Here is a 21,678-nt window from a genome sequence, read left to right on the forward strand (position 1 = left end):
TTTCCATTGCTCTTGCCAAACCTGTGGGTAGCTAATATTTTCGCAGTCTAAATCAGCAGCATTGTTTTTTTATCTAAAAAAACAATTTGCGTCACATGAAATGCTTCGATTTTGGTACGAGACCCTTCTGAATAATATAGATCTCCACTAATAAAAATTTTACGCTCTGCCACATGACTTTCATTTAACAAACGGTATTGCTCGGGACCTACCAAGATCGACACTGAAAAAATCTTTCCATCATACGAAAACCTTATGTGAGCACGTCCATCCACGTCACCTTCTTTCCTACTACATGCTTCGACATATGCTGAAAGTCGCTCCAATCTAATACTCGCTGAACTTATCAAACATTTAGCGTACTCTTGAAAAACATGTTTATCCGACTCAAAAAATCCAACCGTTTTCGGTAACTCTCTGGAAGACAGCTCAGCGAAAGACCAATTAAAGTTAAACTCAATATTAGTGGCTTCCGGTGCAAAAACTCCACTCAGGTCCATGAAGTATTTACTTGTAATACCCGACCTTAATAGCTCAGCTTTGAAATCTTCCTGACCAGAGGTTACAACCCCTCTAACTTTCTGCAATCTAGTGGCAAACGACGCATTGAAAAGCCGTCCTATCGAACTAACCTTTTGCCCTTGCAATAAGCCATTAGAATCTTCAGAACGATACAAAAAAGCATCAAAATTAAAAATAAAACTCCCGGCGACCGGTGTAGTTAAGCGCAGGCCAGCCAGGTACGCAGCAACCACTTTCCTTTTACCTTTAATGCTAATAGCGGCGCTTGCGGAGTATTTAAACATATCATAAATACTAGATACTACCGACAAGCCCGATGAAAGCGATATGGTTCCATCTCCCACCTCACCGCCAAACTCTCTTAACGAAAAATGGTCGTAATCACTATTAATAAGCAACTGCTTCATAATTTCGGGATGTGTATCCTCAATTTCAGCAATAACCTCTATCGCTTCGAGCAACATCCCTCCAGACTGCTTATGATCGACCAAAGATTCGTCAGGTAGCACTATGGAGTGGCGTTCCCCATGGACTATCTCGTGGATCGAATACCTACCTTCTGCGCATTGGACTAAACTCCAAGCACGGGTCTCCAGATATCTTACTAGAGCAACATACACTTTGTAATTAGTTGACTTCACGGTTTCATTCCATTGAAAAATTCGAGGCCTTTGCTAGCGCCTTCCATCATCCATAATAGTGACGCCGCGTCTAGTCGTTGAGAAAGCGGTATCCGAACAGACACCGACGCGGAATTGGAACTGGAAGATAGGCCTCGTAGACTCATCCAAAAAGTTCCATATCTTAGCGTTACTCCGAACCTAGAATGCTGCACCCAACTGCTGGATTCCTCCGGTGCAAAATGAACAGCTAGAAATGTAGGAAGGGGGCTCGGACTCACCAATATATTGTAATTTTCAACTTTCAGAGGATAGACCAACTCATCAGTCTTCATATCTATATAAGAATGAATATCAGTGCATTTTAGCTGCAATTCAATTTTAGGAGACGAATATTTACCGGGAAAATTCTTCCCCCTTATCGTTATGTCTACCCCATCATTATCAAGCTGGGGCTCATTATAATTAAAACCAGATGCAGCGCATAATGTCTGAACATACGCCAGGCTCAACAACTCCTTGGAGTGAGCAATAGCAGTACCCCCAACGCCTCTTCCCACCTTTCCCAAAGCGCAACTCATAAATATTCCCTAGACTCCCACGCTAAATTTTCCGCACAGCCCTAACACCCATGTACAAAACCGCGAAAATCTATAAATAAAACCCTAAAAAACCAAATTCGCCAAAAGTTTATGGTCTTGTTTTGAGTATTCGCTCCAACTCTTCTATCTTCAATTCCAAATCTTTGTTTTTCCGTGCTAGTTCTACATTCTCTGCTTTTAAAATTTCACGACTGGGCTTTAAAGGATCAGAGAATTTTGGCAGGTCAAACATGAGCTCCAATTCGTCTTTATAAGGCATGAGTGGCTGATATAGCTGATAAAATGCGCGCCCCACTGCGCCTCGAAAAAGCTCGAGGATCGGTTTTTGCGCTCCCACGGAAAGTATATGTTCGGTCGCGATCCCAGGATAGGGGTCTATATAAACAATCTTAGATATACCTAGCTGGTAGGCTTTTTTTGCACAGAGTTCGCACGGGCTGGCCGTAGTGAACAAAACTCCACCTGCGAGATGCTGCCCTCCGTACTTAGCGATTTGGAGAAATGCGTTTTCTTCTGCATGAAGAGCGCGTGTGTGTACCTGGTTCTTCTCCCCCTCAATTTCGTTCTGCACCCCCTTAAAACAAAAAGAGAGATTTCGATTACTCGATCCACTTTTAAATATTACTTGCGAGTATTTATCACTCAAAGCTTTTCTGAACTTATGATCATTCCTTTCATAGTCGCTATAATCGCTTTCATTTGCCCCTCTTAACAAATCCTCGGCATTTCGCAGCAAGCAAGGAGTTTGTCCTTGCGGAGTGCTATTCCAACCCACTGATTTAATGCTGTATCCACTATCAGTAACGACCGCTCCAACTTGTCTTGAAATACAACCTGAACTTTTTTTCGCAGTATAAGCAATTTGCATACAGTTTTCAATTGAAGTCGGCATCACTAACCCAGGGTGCATCATCAAAGCAAGATACCAAGCCAACTGACCAACCAAATCATTATTGACAAATGGATTAATCTTTGAGTTATGGATATGTATATCTGAATTCTCTATGCACTCCTGAATATTTTGCGCAATGAATTTCCCGCCTCCCGTAAGCTTATGGGGGTATTCTTTATTGTCTAGACGCTCAATATCCGAAAGCTCAAATTTCCGCACCTCCCTTAGACTTTTTACACGTTGAGCCTCAGACGTATTTATAGACATCAAATAAAAATTCGCGTATCGCCGCTTGAGATAAAACGCCTCGTACGGATTTCTAATAGCGTCAATGACGATACGACAAGCTAAACCCTTCTCTCTTGAAAGCTTGTTCGCCACCTTAATAATATAATTAATATGCTTGGAAAAGTTAAAGATTTTTAGGGGATTAAAATCTGATACATCCGCAGTGCCTGACGCCCGAATATTATCACCTGCTGCCTGATAAAACGCGGTAAATCTTGCCCCTCCTAGCAGATGTTTTAACTCTTCGGTTAGTCGCGGAAGCCTCTCAAAATACAGCCTGCCAACTTCACCTATATCTCCCAGATCACCAGCAATCCTCAGATTCTCAATATCGCGAACATCGGCGCGCAATGGCCGCAAAGTCTCTGCAAACTCCTCAAAGGCAGCCTTCGACATTTCTTGAGCAGCTGCATTCAATGCAAACCTATTGAGACTGGATTCATCGAGTAGACACAAATGATATGTAATTATAGCTCGCGCTTCTATCCTATAAAATGGCACCCACTGCTCACCATCCAGATAACGCTTAATGATTCGATGTTTTTTCTGCTCATTAATTGTTAGCCCCTCATAGGACTCGGGAATCGCGAATGAATTTTCGCTTAATTTGCTTGCAGCAGTTGTACATCCGGAACCAGTTCGACCCGTCAATCCGATGATTAAAAAATTTTTTGTTTCATTGTAAATCCCATTGACAGCCTGAAATGTTTCTTCCATGGATATTTTCCTAAAAAGACTGCACAAGCAGAATATGGCACATTCAATTACAAAAAAAAACCATCTCGCGGCTCTTCCTTCGAAGGAGGTGTTGATGTATTGGCCCATTTCGGCTTATGGTATTGCCGCGCCTAAGAAACGCCTCAAGTAGCGGCCACCCCGCTCCCGAAAATGCGGTATTTTGTGCCTGCGGCCCCCGGCTGCACGTCTCAAAAGCTCTGCTACGTCGGGAGTGGACTAATACAAGACCCGCAAGGGAAATACGTCCGGCCTTCTACTTGAGGTTTCTTAACCCCCGACACCTAGCCCTAAGAAAGCTATCAAGTAGAGGTAGATGGACATGCCAACCAGTGAAACCGTTTCTGACCGAAGGCCCCCAGATCAACCACGGAGGCAGTCAGAAGATACGTGCCACATTCCGCTAGTCTTCACCCGCCACAACCGCCCCCTCCACACCCTCTGGCTCGAATCCCAAGCCTGGTTCTCAGCCCGCGACCTAGGCCGTCTCATTGGCCGGCACCTCGAATCTCACGCCCTGCGCAAGCTCGACCCCGACCAAACCCGCACCCTACCGCTACTCTATAACGGCGAAGTCCAGCAAACAGTGATGATCAACGAGTCAGCCGCCTACATGACTCTAGTCCACCATTTCATCCCCGAGAACCGTAGCCTCAGACGCTGGCTCACCAATGAAGTCATCACTGTCATCCGCGACGAGCACGCCCACCACAACGCTCAAGTTCCAAGCCTCAGCCTTCTTCGCTGGGCACAGCTTTCATTGAGCATGCTGCACTGGCAAAACGAACCTTGGATTCGGTTACGTGACGTTCCAGAGATCCTGACGCATCCGCATCTCGCGCAGCCTGGCTCAAGTCCAACGCTATCACGTTGGCGGCGGGTGCTTGCCAGGTTGATTCACCGCTAGCCCCAGCCAGCATGGAGGTTAGGACTCCCAGCCTCCATGCCGGACCCAATCCAGCGCTAGTCAAACGCTTCCGTCTACATGCGACGAACAAAACGGCAGCGAGACCGCATCCCCGCATACCAACCGTCCCAACTCCAAATCAAACGGCACCACCCACAGCCTCATCCCGGGCGCGTACTCAAACACCGGCAGCGCATCCTGAAACCGAGCCCGCCGTGGGTAGATCAACACCAAATCCCCCTCGCCGCCCAGGTATTTATGCCCGTAGGCGAACATCTGATAAAAATCCGCTTGGCCTAGTCCGTAGTGTTTGCCTTTCATCTCGCTATCTAGACGCTTCCATTTGGTGTCCATCACCCAACGTTTCCCGTTGTGCTCAACCACCAAGTCCGGCCTCAATTGAAATACCTGCTTGTCCCGATGAATGCACAAATGCTCACCGCTGACCTGGGCGCTTACGGTTGCACCTGATGCCAGCGTCTCCCGCAGGCAAGCCGCGACATAATTCTCAAACAGCCGCTCCATCGGGAACAGCAAGCTCATCCCTCGCCACTCTCCCGCCACCGCGAGAGGTGTCTGCTGCTGGAGAATCAACTCAACCCACGGCTTCACCGGTTGGTAGTGCGCCATTAGGCGATCGTGCTGCCACTGCTTTAGATCCTGTGCGATATCGCGGCTGACGGGCACATCGTGGAACAGCGACCGAAGCTCATGAGCAAGGCGCCAGTTGCTTGGATCTTGGGTTGCCTTGCAGACGATCCCCAGCGCTGCCTTAAGTAGCCGATTCTCGGGACGATCAGGCAGAAATACGTCGTGACTGATTTGGAACTGATGGCGACGGCTCGGCGCCTGGCGCATTTGTCGGACGGTGTTGAGTTGGCCGCGCAGGTACGGCTGTTCTTCTTCGACACGGTGGTAGTCGAACCGAATGCCGCGCTTGACGAGGTGATCCAGCGCCTCAAGGAAGCGGCCCATCACCCACTCTGTCAACGGGGCATCGAAGCGCTGCAACGATGCTGCACCTACTTCGCGAGCGGGCAAATTTAGAGATGCCTGGATCATGCGCCGGAGCAGCGTACGACTCTGCTGAATACAGTCGCCTTGCTCGAAATGCTTAGGCAAAATTTCGATACGCGTGCCGCAAGGGCTCTCCAGGGCTCCTACGTAGTTATCCAGCTTGAGCCAGCGGCGATCCTGCACTTGCACCAGCGCTGCGCCTGCCTGACTGAACGAGGCGTTAAGGTCACAGAGCCAATCAAAAACGGTTGGGCTGACCTGGGCTATGTCTAGGTCGGGATGCGCGACATGGCTGGTGGTCAGCCGCGCGTACTCCCGAACCGTCAGGGTGATGCTCACCCCTGTTGCTCACTCAACAACTTAATTACCTTTCTCCCTAGATGGCGGGTGTTGTAGGCAGCACCCGATGACCACAGGGTAGGTACGTCATGCTTCTGCGCCAGCTCGCGCAGTAACGGGAGTACCGGTTTGACCGGCTGGCCATCGCGGTCTATTTCGATGGTGCCTGATGCCAACTGCCGCAAGGTCAGGTCTTGCCACTGCACTTCCTGAGCACCGTACTGGACTGGCGCAGCCACTTTGAGCGTGTGGTCGAGGATGCCCAGGTACGATTCGATACGCTCGAATGCCGGTGTATTGATCTCCCATCGGTCATTGCTCTGGGCGACGACCACTGCATCACCAAACAGGTGATTGATGTCCTGAGTCGGCTGCACCACGAAGCGATAGTCAAAGTCCTTGCGTTGATCATTGAGGACCCATTGGATGCGCTGCCAATCCTCAAAGAAGTACTCCTGCAGCAATGGCAAGATTTGCTGCTGGAAGATCCCCGCCAGCGTCGGCAAGGTCGGGCTCTTTTTCAGCGGCATGAAATAGGCGTGGCCCAAGCAATGGTCACGGTCGAGCAGAGCCGCAATGCGGGCGTTGATCACGCCGAGCAACTCGTCGATAGCCACCCCTTCCACCACTACGCCTTCGAGCAACTCGGGATTGGGCGGCACTTCAATGAAGGTGAAGCGGCGGCGCAGTGCAATGTCCATGGACGCGAGGGAGCGGTCGGCGGTGTTCATCGTGCCAATGAGGTAGACGTTGTTCGGCACACTGAAGCGGTCTTTGGAATACGGCAGCGTGACTTCCAACGCCTCGTCCGCGCCGGCACGCTTGGAGGGTTCTATCAGGGTGATAAGCTCGCCGAAGATCCGCGAGACATTGCCGCGGTTGATTTCGTCGATGATTAGGACCTTCGGGGTATCTGTCTTCGGCGAATGTTCATGGTCAAAGAGACCGCCACTTTCGCCGCCGATCATGTGTTCGACCATCGCCGGCAGTACGTTTTTGTAGCCATTGACGATGAACGGATCGAGGGTTGAATTCGATAGTTTCTTGTCCCAGGACTGGTCACGAAAATCGTTAACCGTTACCTGCTTTGAAAGTACCGCCTCTGCCATAAAACACAGCATTTCCATGCCGATCTGTAGATGGTTTCCCTTTGGCTTTTCGAACGTCACAACGTCTTTGGAGACGTAGATGATTTTATAGCCCGTGCCATAGGTATCACCGACCTTGAAGGATCGGTACGCGCCACTGGGTGGTAGGCAGAGGGTTTTGAATACCCCTGGGACCACGCTGTAACGAAGCTGTCCGGTCTCGTCGCTGTCGGCGCGCAGCCCTTCCACGAAGTCTTCGTAGCTGAAGCTTTGGTGGAAAGTGACGAAGCGAACGTCGCCCTGGGCGGCAAATTCATCGAACCGGTTTTTGAGGGCTTCGCGGCTTTGGGCGTGGGTCTTGAGGTAGGCAGGATCGAGAATTTCGAGCGCAGCCTCAATGGTCGCATAGGTTTTCCCGGTGCCCGGTGGGCCGAAGAAAATTTGGTTGAGCGAAGCCATTGGGGAACATCCTTGTAGGAAAATTCCTAGCACGTTAGCCAGATTGCCAGCATTGGTAAACCCTCCCCAACTGCCTGCCCCCTGCCTCGATAATCTGAAACGACTGACCTGAACACGAGATTTTTCTCAAGTGCATCGATGCTTGAATAAGGCAGGCCATCTCGCCATACCTCCAGCAGGTTTAAAGACTTGAATATTCCTCGCCTCACAGCCATGCAATATGCCACTCTAGTAAACCCATGGTTTACGGATATGGCGATTAGCATGGCTCAGGACCCCGCAAAAACTGCATTTTATAAACTGAGCTTGCTCGCCCAAGCGGTGCCAGACGATCTGGTCCTTCCCAGGGAATGGCTGCTTCAACAAGGCTTTACGGATGATAACCTCACCGGCTACGTTCGCTCGGGCTACCTAAGCCGCGTTGGCCGGGCGCTGTACGCTAAGCCACAAGCTGGTAGGTCCTGGTTGTTCGGGGAAAAGCAAAAAGACGAAGGCGCATTACCTACCGCCATTGCGCCCTGGAAGATCGCACTTTCTTCTTCACTTCTGACGGAACCAACCCCGCTTGCGGTTGCTGGTTATAGCGCTTTGGAAGTCCGAAACCTAGCGCACTTCCACAGTAACCAGCCTCTTCGCGAGATCTGGGTGACCGGCCCTAAAGCCCTACCCCGATGGGTTGCACAAATGAACAGTGTTGATTGGCGGCTAATACCGGCCGGTAAGCTATTCGTGGATGCGGCCGGCATGCCGACTGATCAACAGCTCTTCAACCTCGACACGGATGAACTCGACCACACCCTGCAAATGAGAGGTTTCGAGGCCATTGGACGAGACTCAAATAGATCTTGGATAGTTGCATCCACACCTGAGCGCGCCTTGCTCGAATGGGCAAGCCAATTGAATACCGAGGCGGATTGGCGGCATTTCTATGAGGTAATGGAGGGGGTACCGTCGCTGCGCCCAACGCTACTTCGCATGCTGCTTGCTCGCTGCAAATCGGTCAAAGCCAAGCGTGTATTTCTCTGGATGGGTAAGCAGCTTGATGCTAGCTGGTATCACGCCCTCAAGCGGGACATGAGCGGCATCGACCTGGGCAAGGGGAAGCGGCAACTCATCCCTGGCGGGGCACTTGATACCGAATATCAGATCACGGTAGTGCGGGAGATTTCTGATGGCGTCTGAGGCCTATAAAGCGCAAGTCCGGCTACTGGTGCAGGTATTGAATGCCTTCCGCGGTTGCGACGTGTTTGCTCTAAAGGGCGGCACCGCGATCAACCTATTCCTGCAGAACCTGCCTCGCCTATCGGTGGATATTGATCTGAATTTTCTTCCTGGGCTCGAATACGCCAAAGCCTTACCCATGATCGACGACGAGTTGTCTGCGATAGCGATCCGAATACAGAAAATCGCGGGGGTAATGAAGGTAGAAAGGCCGCCAAATGACGGCCTAAAGCGTACAGTGTTTGGCAAAGGCGCCCGAGTGAAAATCGAGGTGAATCCGGTTATACGGGGCATCGTTTATCCTGCCACGGTCCTACCAGTTCAAGGCAACGTTGAGCATGCCTTCGGTTATGCCGAGATGCTTGTAGCCAGCAGCGACGATGTGTACGGCGGTAAGCTGGTTGCTGCCCTCGACCGTCAGCATCCTCGCGACCTTTACGATGTGCGATTGATGATGGACTCTGGCTTGGTCAGCGACCATCTGATGAAAGCTTTTGCTGTCTATCTATGCTCCTCGAACGCACCCATGAGCGAGATTCTCGCCCCTCGCTTCAAAGACCTTACCGATACCTATAAAAATCAGTTTATCGGGATGGTCGAGCAACCTATTAGCTTGCAACGCCTGGAGGAAACGCGAATAGAAATGGTCGAAATGATCCAGACAAAATTGGGTGACGCAGAGAAAAAATTCATCATGAGTGTTCAGCGGCGAGAGCCGGATTGGGAAGTTCTGGGCATTGATGGACTGGCTGGTTTACCGTCGGTCGGGTTCAAGGTCGCCAACCTCAATAGGATGAGGTCTGAAGCATACGCGGCCGAGAGTCAGGCTCTGGAATCGCTCCTCCAAACGTTTAGCTAGATGCCGAGCCGGCAAAGAATACGGACCCAGCGTAGTAAGCAGCTGTCAAACGGCATTGCCCGTGTATACCTCCTTGATTTCCTGTGCACTGGCACATCTGCGGCCCCGTACCAGCGAGCATCGAAAATAAACAGCTCGCTGGCAAGCCGCCCCCTGCGGTCGGCATAACTGCCCTTCAGGGCGCTACCACCACCCCCTGCCCCACATCCACCTCGTCCCACTGCAAAATGCCCTCGCTTCTCGCCGTGGCAATCAACTGTGCCCTCACGTTCCGGGCAGTAGCTTTTTTGCCTGAGGCGCCGATCGCTTCCCACCACAATGCCGCCACCCCGGCCACATGCGGGCAGGCCATGCTGCTGCCGCTCATGGTCTTGAGGCCGCCACCCGTGCGTGCCGAGGTGATGCCTACGCCGGGTGCCGACAAGGTGGCCATGGTGTTGGAAAAATCCGCTACCCGCAGCCCGCCGCCGCTGGCGCGGCCCACGGCGGCCACGGAGATGACGTCGTCCGCCGCGGCGGGCAGGGAGGCGGCGAGGCGGTATTCGGGGTCGTCGCCGCGGCGGCTTTCGTTGCCGGCTGCGGCGACGACCAACGCGCTGGTGCCGAAGGCGGCGCGGGCTTTGGTCATGCCCATGATGGCGTCGAACATGCGCAGGTTGCCGCGGTAGGTTTCCAAGGCTTCGGAAGTGGCTAACTGCACCGGCCAGCCTTCGCTGGTCCGGCTTTTGACCATGCCGGGGAAGTCGAAGCCCAACGACATGGAGATGTGCGCACGCTGTTCCAATGCCCACAGCATGCCGTTGAAGATCATTTCCGAGCTGCCGCCACCTTTGTTGTCCAGTACTTTGCCGATCAACGCACGGCTGATGCCGGGGGCGACGCCGATGCGGGTGGCCAGGCCACGGCCGAAGATGACCCCGGCGCAATGGGTACCATGGCCCAGAGCATCGCCGTTACCTGAACCGCTGAAGTCTTTCTCGACCAGGTCCACGCCGGCGAAGGCTGGGTGCTCGGCGTCGATGCCCGTGTCGAGCACGGCCACAGTAACGCCGTTGCCCGTGTAACGGCTGTGTCCGGCAACCCTTTCAACCCCCCAGGGCTCAGCACGGGTCTCGGCTTTAGCCGCCTTGGGCTTGATCAGGCGGGTTGGCATCTTTGGCGCCACCAGGGCTACCTCGGGCTCGGCCACGAGTTCGGCCAACGCGTGGGCCGGAACCCGTTCCACGGTGAGGGATGGATCAGTTGCAACGGCCCTGACCCCAGCCAAGCCATGGCTGGCAGTCGGGATTTCACGGCGCAGGATGATGTACTCTTTCATGGTTACGGTCCTTGTAATAGCGAAAGTCGCGCATGGACCGTAGGCTTCGCCGAGCAGCTAAGGTAGAGGGAAAGGGTTGCTTCAGAGCCAGAATGGCCGGCTGGAATCAGTGCCGCGCGGGTGAGCGCCCTTCCAGCAGCCACAACAGAATCCGCACCTTTCGGGCATCCAGTTGCCCCGCCATTACCGGTGGCGTCCATACCGTACCCGAAGCGCCAACCCGAGAATCGCGTTAAATCACGGCAATTCGGGCGGGACTGACGGGGCGGCATTGAAAATGTCCTTGTGGCTTTAACAAGAAAGTCAGAGGTAATCCCGAGTGCAAGCACTCGCCACAATCAACAACCCTATGAAAGGCACGATCAACAGCGTACTCACGGCCATCGACACCGCATTGGCCACGAACGGATGTACCCACGCCGGCAGCTTCTGCGCCAGCCCATCGGCCAGGGGCGCCGCCACCAGCGCGCCGAGTACTGCGCTGAGGGCCACGACCAGCGGGCTGCCGCCGTGGGTGAGGACTGCCGCGGGTACCACCGACACGATGGGGATGTAGGTGGGGTACCAGCCCTTGGCCATCCAGTGGCCGCGCCACAGGTAGATACCAATGGCCGAGCTGAGCGCCTGGCCGGCGATGATCGGCAGCAACAGGCCGGTGCCATACACCGGGCTGTCGGGGTTCAGCCACCAGGCCAGGAGCACGCCCGCCAGCAAGCCGAGGCTGGCCCATTCGTTGCCGAAGAACGGCGCTTCGGAGAAGTCGGCGAGCACCCGGCGCAGGCCCCATACCACCCCGTACCTGACCTGGGGCGCCGGCGGCTGCGCAACCTCGGCGGGCTGCCTGGGCGTGACCAGAATGGGAAACCATTTGCACAGCACGAAGGCAACGATACTGGCCATGGCCATCCCCGAAACAGCGCCCACCACCGCAGGAATATTCCACCGCAGGCAAACGAAATTGACCAGCAGCAGGCTGGCAGGTGTGACGAGCAACGCGCCCAGCACCGCACCATTGAGGGCAACCTTCCAGCCGGGGCCGAACACCAACACCAGCGCGGCGGGCAAAGACACGAAGGCAACGAACGTGGGCTGCCAGCCGTCGGCGTCCAGGGTCCAGCCCCACAGCAGGTTGCTCAACAGCAGGCTGATGAGCGAGCTGGTCACCAGCCAGGGCCACAGGCCGCTGCCATAGGCGATGGCGAAACCCTGCCAGCGTTTGCCGGTGCCATTGGCCCACCATGCCAGGCCCGCGCCAGCCAGCAAGCCGAGGCTGGCGAATTCGTGTTTGTAGAAAGCGAATTCGCTGATGTCGCCGATACCCCACCGCAGCCAGGCGCCGGGGCGATCCAGGTTGGCGAGGATGTCGGCGTAGCTGGGCCAATGGCTGTCGAGTACCAGGCCATGGGACAGGAACAGCCCGGCGACAAAACTCAGCCCGGCCACCGCGAGCAGCAGCCAGATGACCTGATGCGGGTGGATAGGCAAGGCACTGGGAGGGGATGCGGTAGACATGGGCGGTTTCCTGAGTGTGTTCTCATCCGGATCGGGCGCCCATGTAAAAGCAATCCCCAAGGAGGAAATACCGTCCCTTTCCGGTACATATGTATGACGTTTCCCAAGTTTCCGCGCACAGCGCTCATGCACAAGCGCTCCGATGAACGTAAAGATGACGCTACACGTTTTCATGTTGCGTACAGGTGCACAGGCGTATTGTAAAAACAGGCCCTTGCTGGCATGCCAGGGCCCTGGGGCCTGCTTGCCCCAGCCGGCTTGCGCAATGGCTTGGGCTATACTCAAGCAGGATGCGCGGGTGTTTTCCGGCCACCACGGCGACCGGAAACCCTGGGTACAGGGTATCCACTCCCACGCGGAGGGGTACACAACCGGCCACGCGACCAAACCGCCGTAGGACTCAACATCTGGCAGGCATCATGAACATCAAAGGCTTTAAACGCAGTGTGTTGATCGGTGTGTTCGCCGCCGCTGCCGGGCTGGCGTCGCCGGCGTTCGCCGCTGGCCCGCACGGTGGCTGGCACGGCGGAGGGGGTGGCTGGCACGGTGGCGGGTGGCATGGCGGCGGCTGGGGTAGCGCCGGCTGGTGGGGGCTGGGGTTGGGCCTGGGGCTGGGGTATACCGCGGCGGTGGTGTCCGATTCCTACTATTACCCGCGCACCACCTATTACTACCCGGCCTACCCCGCGACGACCTATTACTACCCGGCGTACAACTACTACGCCCCACCGCCGGCCCCGGTGTACCAAGCCGCGCCGGTGCAGACTTCGGCCGCGCCACCGCCGCCAGCCCAGGCCAGTTCGGACTGGTACTACTGCCGCACCAGCCAGGCTTATTACCCGAATGTGCGGACCTGCACCGTGCCTTGGCAGCAGGTACCGGCTACGCCGCCTGGGCGGATTAACTGATAGGGGCTCACGGGCGCTTCAAGCTTGTCGAACCTGGCGGAGGTGGGAAGGTAGGCGCCGGCTAGCATCAGCTGCCTAGGCGGCGTCCGCTTCCCGAGCTTCGCCCGGTCCCACAGGGATAGGCGCCACCCCGGTTTTCGCCAGGCCATAAAAAACCCGCCGAAGCGGGTTCTTTTGTGGCCTTCCAACGTCCTGTCGGAGCGCATCCGTGCTGGCCTGTCTTCCGTGACTGAAGCACTTCCTGCGCTTCACCTGTGTAGCTAGATTACGGCGTCAGCCCGGGCCGCAACAGAGGAGATCGCGGGTACAACGTGTAAGCCTTTGGCTATCGGACGCGTAAACAGTGAATCGGCGGCGTGGAGAGCTTTGCCGCAGGCAATAAAAAACCCGCCGAAGCGGGTTCTTTTGTGGCCTTCCAACGTCCTGTCGGAGCGCGTCCGTGCTGGCCTGTCATCCGTGACTGAAGCACTTCCTGCGCTTCACCTGTGTAGCTAGATTACGTCGCTGACCAAGCAGGCAACAGAGGAGATCGCAGGCACGACGTGTAAGCCTTTGGCTATCCGCGGCCGCAGCACTGCTTGTATTTCTTGCCGCTGCCGCATGGGCAGGGGTCGTTGCGGCCTACTTTCTGTTCGATACGCACGGTCTGCGACTCCGGCTCGTCGTCAGTGCGCTGCTCGGCCCAGTAGGCGTGCAGCTCGCGGGCGGCGGTGGCCAGCGCTTCCGGCAGGTCGGCAGGCGGCTGGCTCGGGTCTTGTTCCGCATCCAGCTGGCTGAAGATGAAATTCAGCGCGGCAGTGGGGGCTTCCGGCATCTGGCTCCAGCCACTGACCAGGGTGGTGGCACCACGCAGGTAGCCCACGCACCAGTCCAGGCAGTCCAGGCCCTGGCCGTCTTCGCTCTGATTGAAGATGGGGTGGTAGTTCTCGGGGTGGTCCACCAGCAACATGGACACCTGATTCAGGTGCTGGATCAACGCGTCGAAAAAGCGCTGGTAGCTGGCTTCACTCTTCCACTTGGGCAGGTCGCCACCGCCCCAGAACGACAGGTACCAGGCGTCGAACGGGATCACGTCCTTATAGGACACCACGGCAGTGAAATAGCCGTCCATTTCCGACACCGTGCGCACGCCGGACTCGAACGCGAAGGCATCCAGTTGAGCCTGGATGAAATCAAACTGCTCGGGGGTCAACGGGTCGTTGCTGATGGTGTAGGCCATGGCGGGTGTCCTGTAGGTGACGCGTTCTAGGGTATCAGGGTGAAACGGAAGCCAACAAAAAAGGGCGACCCTTTCGGATCGCCCTTTTCTCACCGCCCAGCAGAGCGGATTTTGTTTGGTAGGCGCGATTGGACTCGAACCAACGACCCCCACCATGTCAAGGTGGTGCTCTAACCAACTGAGCTACGTGCCTGCTGTGGGGCGGCATTCTACGGATTTGGCGGTGGCTGTCAACACGCACGTGCGCAAAAATGTGCCCAGCTTCGGTGCACGACTACACTGTGGGCTTGGAAGCTGAAACAGGGACCCCCGCTCGTGAACATCAGAAAGGCATCACTCACCCTTTGCCCCGCCCTTTTTGCGCTATGCGCCTGCTCGCCCGCCCCCGACGCCCCGAAGGTGGACTACCGCACCCTGATGACCGCCGACCACCAACTGGATAGCGTGAAGGTCCAGGAGGCACGCGCCCACTGCGCGGCGATGCCCGCCAACCAGCAGAATGACAACGACTGGTGCGCCGCAGTGCGCAAAGCCGCCGACTGCGCCAAGGAAAACCTCTGCCCCTGACACGCTGCACTTGCGCGGCCGCTGCACTTGGCCCACGCTGGCGCCTCATCGCGCCGCGCCCGACCGTTGAGGCGCGGCTGGCCAGGAGTTTTCGATGTTTCGCACGTTTTCCCACGCCGCGCTGATCGCCGCGGCCTTGGCGCTGGCCACCCCGGCCTCGGCGCAAACCCACAGCCACGCCACCAAGCACCCCGCCGCCGCGAAAAAGCCGGCTGTTGAGGGGCCGAAGGTCGCCTTGCTGGGTGGCAAGCTCAGCTTCACTCTGCCGGCCGGCTACAGCGCCAGCAGCATGGATGCCGGTGACGACCAGAAAGGCACGGGCGGTGCCAAGGGCACGATGTACCAGAGCCCCAAGGAAAAGCGCGTGGTGCTGACCAGCGAAGGGCCAACGCCCAACCAGGCGGCGGTCACCGACTATGACGCCGCCTTCCTCGACGCAGCGGTGCAAGGTTTTGTGAAGGAGCAAAGCGCCGGGCTGCCGGATTTCAAGAAAACCGGCGAACGTGAATTCACCCTCAAGGGCCTGGGCGTGCGCGAACTCGACAGCACCGCCACCCAGGGCGGCGGGCCGACCTTGCAGGCAACCTTTATCGCCGGCTCAGGCAACAGCATGACCATCGTGCAAGTGATCTCCCGGGCGGACGACCAGAAGGGGCATGCCGCAGTGGTGAAGAGGATTGCGGCCGGTCAATAAAGCGCGCCCTCAAAAGGTAGCAGCGGACCTGGCCGCGTCACCCACGCCGCTCAGCATCGGGCACACCGCCTGCAACACCGCTGCTACCCCTGTCGCCCTTCTACAGCGCCTGACTCAATGCAGGCAGCACTGCTTGAATTTCTTCCCGCTGCCGCAGGGGCATGGGTCATTGCGGCCCACCTTGTCAGCCGTTCGAACAGGCTCGCTCGGCGTGCGCTGTGCCAACCAGTAGGCGTGCAGGGTCAAGGCACCGATGCAGACCATGTCCGCAGCCTCTTCCGGGTCGATCTCTTCTTCGTCGCTCTCGTCGTCGTAGGTGTGCACCAGGATGCAGGCCAGCAGTTCCTGCTCTTCCTCCGGCAGGCCCTCCCAGCCATCACCCATGACCACGCCGCGCTCGTAGCCAAAGCACCAGTCCTCGACGCTCAGGGTGAAATGGCCGTCTTCGTGCTCGTCCTCCATGAAGATGGGCGAGAACTCTTCGGCGTTCTCCATGAGCTTGCCGGCGATTTCGTTCATGTGCTGGATGACCAGGCCGATGAAGCGCTTCGCCTCCTGCGCGTTTTCCCAGACGGGCATGAATTCGCTGCCGCCCCACAGTGCTTCGAACCACTCTTCGAAGGCAATGACCTTGGGCCCCGATACCAGGGCGGTCAGGTAGCCATCCAGTTCCGAGGTGTTCCACACCGAGGTTTCGCTTTTGTATTGCTCGAGCTTCGACTCGAGGAAGTCCCATTGGGCGTCGGTCAGGGGGGCTGCGCTTGGAGTAGTCATGGAATATGGCCGTGGGGAGTTGATTAACAGTGTAAGTCGATTTGCCGTGCCATGTAGGGCCATGGCAGCAGCGAGGGTAGGCATTATGACGGCTAGGGCGCCGAGCTCCCACGAAGATGGATTTTATTTTGCTGAATCAAGGAGGTGTCATAAAGCCATCACACAATATGGGTACAAGGACCGCGTAGTTCTCATTCAGAGCCCGCCACCGTGACCCTTCGTTTTCCGCTGTTTCACACGTCCTCCATCCACTCCGGCCCGCTGCGCCGCATGAGCATCGGCAAGCGCCTGCTGGCCAGCTTCGGCCTGTGCGCGGTGCTGATGGTCGCCCTGGGCGGCCTGTGCCTGGGGGCGATGCAGCACATTCGCCACCAGGGCGAACTGATCGAGCAGGGGCCGCTATCGAGCATCGCCCAGGCCGATGCCATCGCCCTGGACCTCGCCAGGATGCGCACCGAAGCAGCCCTGCTGCTGGTGTTCGCCAACGACCCCGCCGAACTGGTGAACCGCAAGATCAACCTGCAGCAGTTGAGCAGCGAGGTGGACCAGGGCTTCACCCAGTACCTGACCAAGGTACCGCCGGGCACCGAGCACGACTCCATCGCCTTGCTGCAGGACGCGGCCCAGCACTACGTGAGCCTGTTCAAGCAAGCCATCGACCTGGTCGAGCACAAGCAATTGAACGAGGCCACTCAACTGGCAAACAACGACCTGGCCAACCAGGGCGGGCTGATGGACATGCAGGTGCAGTTGCTGCGCGAACTGAACAAGCAGACCAGCGCCCAAGCTTTGGAAAATACCGCCAGCACCTTTGCCCAGGTGCGCCTGGCGCTGCCGATGGCCTTGGGCGTGGCGTTGGCCTTGATGCTGTTGCAGGCCTGGCGGCTGAGCGTGAGCATCACCCGCCCGCTACGCCAGGCGCTGCACGTCGCCAAGACCGTGGCGGCCGGCGACCTCAGCCAGCCGGTGGTTGCCCATGGCCGCGACGAAGTGGCGCAACTGCTGCAGATGCTCGGGCACATGCGCGATCAGTTGCATGGGGTTATCCAGCAAATCGGCGGCGCCGTGACGCGGCTGAATTCGGCCACCCAGGAGATGGGCGCGATCATGCACGACAGCGCCGAAGGCTTGCAGCAGCAATACAACGAGATCGAACAGGCGGCCACGGCCGTGACCCAGATGAGCCAGGCGGTGGAGGAAGTGGCGGGCAGTGCCGTGGAAACGTCCAGCGAGTCACGCTCGTCCAGCACAGCGGTGCACGAAGGCCAGCGGCAGTTGGACGAAACCATGAGCGATATCGGCGCTTTGGCCGACCAGGTAGAACAGGCCAGCCTGCGCGCCCAGGCGCTGGCCACCGAAACCCTGGGCATCAGCAAAGTGCTTGAGGTGATCCGCAACGTCGCCGACCAGACCAACCTGCTGGCCCTCAATGCCGCCATTGAAGCCGCCCGTGCGGGGGAGGCGGGCCGGGGTTTCGCGGTGGTGGCCGATGAGGTTCGCGGCCTGGCCCACCGCACGGGGGCCTCGACCCGGGAGATCGAGCAGATGATGGCGGGCATTCACCAGGGCACCGGGCAGACGGTTCAGGCTTTGGCCGAAAGTGCGGCGCAAGCCGGCAGGACCCGTGAGCGCGCGCAGGTGGCCAAGGATGTGCTGGGCAATATTTCCAGGTCGGTGGCGGGTATCGATGAACGCAACCAGGTAATCGCCACCGCCGCCGAACAGCAAGCCCAGGTGGCGCGGGAAGTGGACCGCAACCTGGTGCGCATCCGAGACCTGTCGATGCAGACCGCCAGCGGCGCCGCGCAGACCAGCACCGCCAGCCAGGAACTGGGCCGGTTGGCCGCGGAACTGGACGGCATGTTGGCGCGGTTTTCGTTGTAGGTCAGCCGCACGGTGTGCAACGCACGGCTGAGGCTCGCTCAACCGCCTTGAGGCAAGGCCAGCTTCACGCCACCTGGGTGCTGGGCGATGACGCTGTAGGGCAGCACCGACCACTCCGTGCCTTCACACATGCGCGCCACCCGGGCGAAGCTGGGGCCGAAGGCGATGCCCTTGGCGGTGAAGTGCCAGGTGGGGAAGTTCCAGACCTCGGGGTCGCTGTAGTCGCAGTCGTTTTCGTCCGCAGGCTTTTTCATCTCATTGGGGTACAGCTGCTGGAATTGTCGCACCAGCCACGGCGCGAATACCTTGTCGCGGTAAGTGGAGAATTTGTCGAAATCCACGTCGGCTTCTTCCGACTGCTGCGCACCCTCGCGGTCGTCATAGTGAAACGCCGGCCCCTCGCCGACCCACAGCACATCCTCCAGTGACAACGGCTTGCCATGATCGACGTCGAAGTTGATGGGCGCATCGCCGAAGTCCGGGTGGGCGCCGCCGCAGTAATAACTGGTGTAAACGCTGACGCTGACCACTGCGGGCGACAGGAACGTCGGCGTCACGGTCTGGTCGTACTCGCCCTCGCCGAAGCGGGTGCTGCCCAGCATGCACTCGTGGTAGCTGACCACTTCGCTCCACAACCGCGAACGCAACGCCTGGTTGACCCGCGACAGCTGCGGCTCGGGGTAGCCGGACTCGACTTCGAACAGCTGGATTTTGGCGTCGGGCTCACCTCGCCACTGCAGTGGGTAGCCCATGAAGGCGTCACGCTTGCCATTCACCAGCGGCAATTGCAGCAGGCGCAGGTAGTCATACGGCGCGTTGTCGTGCAGTTGCACCCAGAACGGATCAGCGCCGGGAGCAGTGTCGGGAACCTGCGCGGGCTTGAGGTCGACCTTCAGCGGCTTGCCATCGGCTTTCTGCCACTGGCCTTGCCAACCACCCTCGCGCGCCTTCAGGTGCAGTTGCGGGCGCGGGGTGTCGCTGTTGTCATCCAGGCTCTCGTCCAGGGTCAGCTGGTCATTGGCCAGGGTGCCGGACAGCGCCAGGTCGCGGTGGTATTTCTCGTAGAAATAGCGGCCGTTGACCTGCTCGGGGTTGCTCAGGTCAAGGTCTACCACCACTGGCATCGTGCCCAGGGTGCCGGTGTACACCTCTGCCTGGACCGCCGTGGCCAACAGGCTCAACAGCCATGCACCGCAGCGTAGCCATCCATGAGTCATGGGACGTTTCCTTGCAAGACGAGTGGGCGATTATGACGCAAGCCGCGCGGTGCCGAACAGCCGCACGCCGGTCAAGCGGCCTTGCTGTTCCACGAGGTGCAAAGGGGCGGTCCCACCGGGCATCTGCACGCTGACCGCCCCGGCCTGGACCAGGCCCACCTGCCACGCGGCACAGGCCACCGCGGTGGCACTGGTGCCCGACGATTCGGTGGGCCCCTCACCGCGCTCGAACACCCGCGCTGCCAGTTGCTGCGGGCCGAGGGAGGCCGCCCATTGCAGGTTGATACCTGCCACGCACGGCAGGCCATGCCCCTGATCGCCTTGGGCATAGGCAATGGCGGTCAGCGGCTCCCCCAATGCGCTGGAGCGCAACTGCGCCATGCTCGGCAGCGCTTCGGGCCTGTCCAGCCAGGTCACGCAATGGGGGTTGCCGATGCGCACGAACACGCTGTGTTTCCAGTGGCTGTCCATGGCCGCCAGGCCGGGTACCCGCCAGGTGTCGCGGCCATTGAACCGGCTGGCCTCGACCCCCTCGGCGCCTACGGCCGCCGGGCCGAAGGCCGGGGCTCCCAGGTCCAGCCAGAAGCCCTGCACCCCATCGACCACGCCAGGCTCGACGCTGACCGGTACTGGCGAGACAGCGTCGGTTTTGTCATGGTGCACCCTGAGGGTGAACCCGTGCTCCCCCTTCAGCCGGCCCTGGTCGGCCAGCGACTGGGCGAAAATGGTCAGCCCGTTGCCGCTGCGCTCGGCCAGGGTGCCGTCGGTGTTGACGATCAACAGGTCGAACGGCGCCCTGTCCTGGAATGGCCCGACCAGCAGGCCATCACTGCGGTGGGCCTTGGCGCCCGCCGGTTGCGCGCCAGCCGGCCAGTGGCACAGCGCCGCGATCGCCGCGATGGCCCAGGTGGCGCGTTCCCGGCTCGCCTGGGCTGCATTTTCCGCAATGCCGATACCCAGGCTGCGCAGCAGTTCAGGGGAACACACCACATAACGATTGCCGCGCGCGTCGTACAACATGGAAGTGCCTCGCAATGACTGGAAATACTCCGACATTACCGGGAAATGCTTCCCGTGAGTACACTGCTTTCTTTGCTCAGGAGCCCGTATGCCCGAATTGATTCGCCGCCGCTGGCGCTCCTTTGCCGTGCTGATGCTGGTACTCGTTGCCCTGCCCTATGGCTGTTCGCGCCTGGCCTATAAAGAGCGGGAGTTGCTGTACAGCATCCAGCCAGGCATCGCCAGCTGGTACAGCGGCCTGCCGGCCGGGGTGCAGCAAATGAACATTCCCCTGGAAGGCTCGCAGTTCCTGCATGCCTGGTGGTGGCCGGCGGCAAGAAAAGACGCCCCCACCCTGCTGTACCTGCACGGCACGCGCTGGAACCTGACCGCCCAGGTGCGGCGCATCACCGAGCTGCGCAACCTGGGCTTCTCGGTACTGGCCATCGACTATCGCGGCTTCGGTGACAGCCCCGGCGACCTGCCCTCGGAAAACAGCGTGTACCAGGATGCCCAAGTGGCGTGGCAGCGCCTGGTGCAATTGCAACCGGTGGCGCAGAAGCGCTTCATCTACGGCCACTCCCTGGGTGGCGCCATTGCCGTGGACCTGGCCCAACGCATCGCCAGGCAGGATGAGCCCGCCGCGGCGGGCCTGATCATCGAATCCACCTTCACCGACCTGGGCGCCGCGGCGGCGGCCGTGATCCACACCTCGCTGCCGGTGCGCTGGATCATGTCGGAGAAATACGATTCCATCGACAAGATCGGTGCCATCGGCATGCCGGTGCTGATCGTTCATGGCACCGATGACCGCTACGTGCCGTCGCGTTTCAGCCAGGCGTTGTACGACGCCGCCAGCAGCCCCAAGCAGCTGCTGCTGGTACCGGGCGGTACCCACCTGAACAGCATGACCCTGGGCAGCGCCGACTATGCCCGCGCGCTGCACCAGCTGTTCGGCCTGAAAGCCACACAGGGCGCGGGCTAAAGCAACTAACCCGGGGGCGCGGGGTCAGTGGGTATAGGCATTTGCCTTCACC

General features: G+C 58.2%; 19 protein-coding genes and 1 tRNA gene. 8 read left to right on the forward strand and 12 right to left on the reverse strand.

From position 1 onward, the window contains the following. Nucleotides 1-47: 47 nt before the first annotated feature. The 3 genes from HWQ56_RS22655 to HWQ56_RS22665 form a co-directional block, all read right to left on the reverse strand. Entirely contained in the window at nucleotides 48-1,163 is a 1,116-nt protein-coding gene (locus tag HWQ56_RS22655) for a hypothetical protein (RefSeq protein ID WP_176571827.1), read from the reverse strand. Further along, complete coding sequence (locus HWQ56_RS29520) at nucleotides 1,160-1,723, reverse strand: DUF4365 domain-containing protein (RefSeq protein WP_176571828.1); 564 nt, start codon at nucleotides 1,721-1,723, stop codon at nucleotides 1,160-1,162. The genes HWQ56_RS22655 and HWQ56_RS29520 overlap by 4 nt, the downstream gene beginning before the upstream one ends. 109 nt (nucleotides 1,724-1,832) lie before the next feature. Next, a complete protein-coding gene (locus HWQ56_RS22665) occupies nucleotides 1,833-3,641 on the reverse strand; it encodes a cytidine/deoxycytidylate deaminase family protein (RefSeq protein ID WP_176571829.1) in 1,809 nt (602 codons plus the stop codon). Between the two features lie 334 nt (nucleotides 3,642-3,975). On the opposite strand from HWQ56_RS22665, the gene HWQ56_RS22670 reads away from it, so the two are divergent. Beyond that, entirely contained in the window at nucleotides 3,976-4,566 is a 591-nt protein-coding gene (locus HWQ56_RS22670) for a BRO-N domain-containing protein (RefSeq protein WP_176571830.1), read from the forward strand. A gap of 60 nt (nucleotides 4,567-4,626) precedes the next feature. Here HWQ56_RS22670 and HWQ56_RS22675 read toward each other — a convergent pair whose 3' ends face one another. Together HWQ56_RS22675 and HWQ56_RS22680 are read right to left on the reverse strand one after the other, a co-directional pair. Continuing rightward, nucleotides 4,627-5,922: an McrC family protein gene (locus tag HWQ56_RS22675; RefSeq protein ID WP_176571831.1), complete on the reverse strand. Its 1,296-nt coding sequence runs from the start codon at nucleotides 5,920-5,922 to the stop codon at nucleotides 4,627-4,629. Beyond that, entirely contained in the window at nucleotides 5,919-7,469 is a 1,551-nt protein-coding gene (locus HWQ56_RS22680) for an McrB family protein (RefSeq protein WP_176571832.1), read from the reverse strand. Before HWQ56_RS22680 ends, HWQ56_RS22675 begins: the two co-directional genes overlap by 4 nt. Nucleotides 7,470-7,733: 264 nt before the next feature. Here HWQ56_RS22680 and HWQ56_RS22685 point away from each other — a divergent pair, with 264 nt between their 5' ends. Together HWQ56_RS22685 and HWQ56_RS22690 are read left to right on the forward strand one after the other, a co-directional pair. Further along, nucleotides 7,734-8,651 carry a type IV toxin-antitoxin system AbiEi family antitoxin domain-containing protein gene (locus HWQ56_RS22685; RefSeq protein ID WP_176571833.1) on the forward strand — a complete coding sequence of 306 codons (918 nt, stop codon included), beginning with the start codon at nucleotides 7,734-7,736 and terminating at the stop codon, nucleotides 8,649-8,651. Next, nucleotides 8,641-9,549 (forward strand): nucleotidyl transferase AbiEii/AbiGii toxin family protein, encoded by a 909-nt coding sequence (locus HWQ56_RS22690; protein WP_176571834.1) that lies wholly within the window; start codon nucleotides 8,641-8,643, stop codon nucleotides 9,547-9,549. Before HWQ56_RS22685 ends, HWQ56_RS22690 begins: the two co-directional genes overlap by 11 nt. Before the next feature lie 175 nt (nucleotides 9,550-9,724). Here HWQ56_RS22690 and HWQ56_RS22695 read toward each other — a convergent pair whose 3' ends face one another. Together HWQ56_RS22695 and HWQ56_RS22700 are read right to left on the reverse strand one after the other, a co-directional pair. Further along, a complete protein-coding gene (locus HWQ56_RS22695) occupies nucleotides 9,725-10,867 on the reverse strand; it encodes a S8 family peptidase (protein WP_176571835.1) in 1,143 nt (380 codons plus the stop codon). A 303-nt stretch (nucleotides 10,868-11,170) separates the two neighbouring features. After that, nucleotides 11,171-12,379: a hypothetical protein gene (locus tag HWQ56_RS22700; RefSeq protein ID WP_176571836.1), complete on the reverse strand. Its 1,209-nt coding sequence runs from the start codon at nucleotides 12,377-12,379 to the stop codon at nucleotides 11,171-11,173. A 419-nt stretch (nucleotides 12,380-12,798) separates the two neighbouring features. Between HWQ56_RS22700 and HWQ56_RS22705 the strand changes: the two genes are divergently transcribed. Further along, entirely contained in the window at nucleotides 12,799-13,287 is a 489-nt protein-coding gene (locus HWQ56_RS22705; protein WP_176571837.1) for a hypothetical protein, read from the forward strand. 556 nt (nucleotides 13,288-13,843) lie between these two features. Here the strand turns inward: HWQ56_RS22705 and HWQ56_RS22710 are convergent. Both HWQ56_RS22710 and HWQ56_RS22715 read right to left on the reverse strand, forming a co-directional pair. Next, nucleotides 13,844-14,662 carry a UPF0149 family protein gene (locus HWQ56_RS22710; protein ID WP_209008729.1) on the reverse strand — a complete coding sequence of 273 codons (819 nt, stop codon included), beginning with the start codon at nucleotides 14,660-14,662 and terminating at the stop codon, nucleotides 13,844-13,846. Further along, a tRNA-Val gene (locus HWQ56_RS22715) sits at nucleotides 14,623-14,699 on the reverse strand. Before HWQ56_RS22715 ends, HWQ56_RS22710 begins: the two co-directional genes overlap by 40 nt. A 122-nt stretch (nucleotides 14,700-14,821) precedes the next feature. Here HWQ56_RS22715 and HWQ56_RS22720 point away from each other — a divergent pair. After that, entirely contained in the window at nucleotides 14,822-15,073 is a 252-nt protein-coding gene (locus tag HWQ56_RS22720) for a hypothetical protein (RefSeq protein ID WP_176571839.1), read from the forward strand. A gap of 94 nt (nucleotides 15,074-15,167) precedes the next feature. After that, the gene (locus tag HWQ56_RS22725) at nucleotides 15,168-15,767 is read left to right on the forward strand and encodes a DcrB/PsbP domain-containing protein (RefSeq protein ID WP_176571840.1); all 600 of its coding nucleotides are present in this window, start codon (nucleotides 15,168-15,170) and stop codon (nucleotides 15,765-15,767) included. Nucleotides 15,768-15,881: 114 nt separating this feature from the next. Here the strand turns inward: HWQ56_RS22725 and HWQ56_RS22730 are convergent, their stop codons facing one another. Beyond that, nucleotides 15,882-16,625 (reverse strand): UPF0149 family protein, encoded by a 744-nt coding sequence (locus tag HWQ56_RS22730; protein ID WP_342366176.1) that lies wholly within the window; start codon nucleotides 16,623-16,625, stop codon nucleotides 15,882-15,884. 186 nt (nucleotides 16,626-16,811) lie between these two features. Between HWQ56_RS22730 and HWQ56_RS22735 the strand changes: the two genes are divergently transcribed. After that, complete coding sequence (locus tag HWQ56_RS22735; RefSeq protein ID WP_176572469.1) at nucleotides 16,812-18,425, forward strand: methyl-accepting chemotaxis protein; 1,614 nt, start codon at nucleotides 16,812-16,814, stop codon at nucleotides 18,423-18,425. A gap of 38 nt (nucleotides 18,426-18,463) precedes the next feature. Here HWQ56_RS22735 and HWQ56_RS22740 read toward each other — a convergent pair whose 3' ends face one another. Both HWQ56_RS22740 and HWQ56_RS22745 read right to left on the reverse strand, forming a co-directional pair. Further along, complete coding sequence (locus tag HWQ56_RS22740) at nucleotides 18,464-19,642, reverse strand: hypothetical protein (RefSeq protein ID WP_176571842.1); 1,179 nt, start codon at nucleotides 19,640-19,642, stop codon at nucleotides 18,464-18,466. 30 nt (nucleotides 19,643-19,672) lie between these two features. Then, nucleotides 19,673-20,662, reverse strand: a complete 990-nt coding sequence (locus HWQ56_RS22745) for a diaminopimelate epimerase (RefSeq protein WP_158158322.1) — start codon at nucleotides 20,660-20,662, stop codon at nucleotides 19,673-19,675. An 88-nt stretch (nucleotides 20,663-20,750) separates the two neighbouring features. On the opposite strand from HWQ56_RS22745, the gene HWQ56_RS22750 reads away from it, so the two are divergent. Then, nucleotides 20,751-21,626, forward strand: a complete 876-nt coding sequence (locus HWQ56_RS22750; protein WP_158158321.1) for an alpha/beta hydrolase — start codon at nucleotides 20,751-20,753, stop codon at nucleotides 21,624-21,626. The last annotated feature ends 52 nt before the right edge of the window (nucleotides 21,627-21,678 follow it).

The organism is Pseudomonas eucalypticola (genome assembly GCF_013374995.1).
GTDB lineage: Bacteria > Pseudomonadota > Gammaproteobacteria > Pseudomonadales > Pseudomonadaceae > Aquipseudomonas > Aquipseudomonas eucalypticola.

Coding starts and splice junctions, on each gene's coding strand:
- HWQ56_RS29520 (WP_176571828.1), bottom strand. CDS start 1,723: ATGAGTTGCGCTTTGGGAAAGGTGGGAAGAGGCGTTGGGGGTACTGCT.
- HWQ56_RS22665 (WP_176571829.1), bottom strand. CDS start 3,641: ATGGAAGAAACATTTCAGGCTGTCAATGGGATTTACAATGAAACAAAA.
- HWQ56_RS22670 (WP_176571830.1), top strand. CDS start 3,976: ATGGACATGCCAACCAGTGAAACCGTTTCTGACCGAAGGCCCCCAGAT.
- HWQ56_RS22680 (WP_176571832.1), bottom strand. CDS start 7,469: ATGGCTTCGCTCAACCAAATTTTCTTCGGCCCACCGGGCACCGGGAAA.
- HWQ56_RS22685 (WP_176571833.1), top strand. CDS start 7,734: ATGGCTCAGGACCCCGCAAAAACTGCATTTTATAAACTGAGCTTGCTC.
- HWQ56_RS22690 (WP_176571834.1), top strand. CDS start 8,641: ATGGCGTCTGAGGCCTATAAAGCGCAAGTCCGGCTACTGGTGCAGGTA.
- HWQ56_RS22695 (WP_176571835.1), bottom strand. CDS start 10,867: ATGAAAGAGTACATCATCCTGCGCCGTGAAATCCCGACTGCCAGCCAT.
- HWQ56_RS22700 (WP_176571836.1), bottom strand. CDS start 12,379: ATGTCTACCGCATCCCCTCCCAGTGCCTTGCCTATCCACCCGCATCAG.
- HWQ56_RS22705 (WP_176571837.1), top strand. CDS start 12,799: ATGAACATCAAAGGCTTTAAACGCAGTGTGTTGATCGGTGTGTTCGCC.
- HWQ56_RS22710 (WP_209008729.1), bottom strand. CDS start 14,662: ATGGTGGGGGTCGTTGGTTCGAGTCCAATCGCGCCTACCAAACAAAAT.
- HWQ56_RS22725 (WP_176571840.1), top strand. CDS start 15,168: ATGTTTCGCACGTTTTCCCACGCCGCGCTGATCGCCGCGGCCTTGGCG.
- HWQ56_RS22730 (WP_342366176.1), bottom strand. CDS start 16,625: ATGCCTACCCTCGCTGCTGCCATGGCCCTACATGGCACGGCAAATCGA.
- HWQ56_RS22735 (WP_176572469.1), top strand. CDS start 16,812: ATGAGCATCGGCAAGCGCCTGCTGGCCAGCTTCGGCCTGTGCGCGGTG.
- HWQ56_RS22740 (WP_176571842.1), bottom strand. CDS start 19,642: ATGACTCATGGATGGCTACGCTGCGGTGCATGGCTGTTGAGCCTGTTG.
- HWQ56_RS22745 (WP_158158322.1), bottom strand. CDS start 20,662: ATGTTGTACGACGCGCGCGGCAATCGTTATGTGGTGTGTTCCCCTGAA.
- HWQ56_RS22750 (WP_158158321.1), top strand. CDS start 20,751: ATGCCCGAATTGATTCGCCGCCGCTGGCGCTCCTTTGCCGTGCTGATG.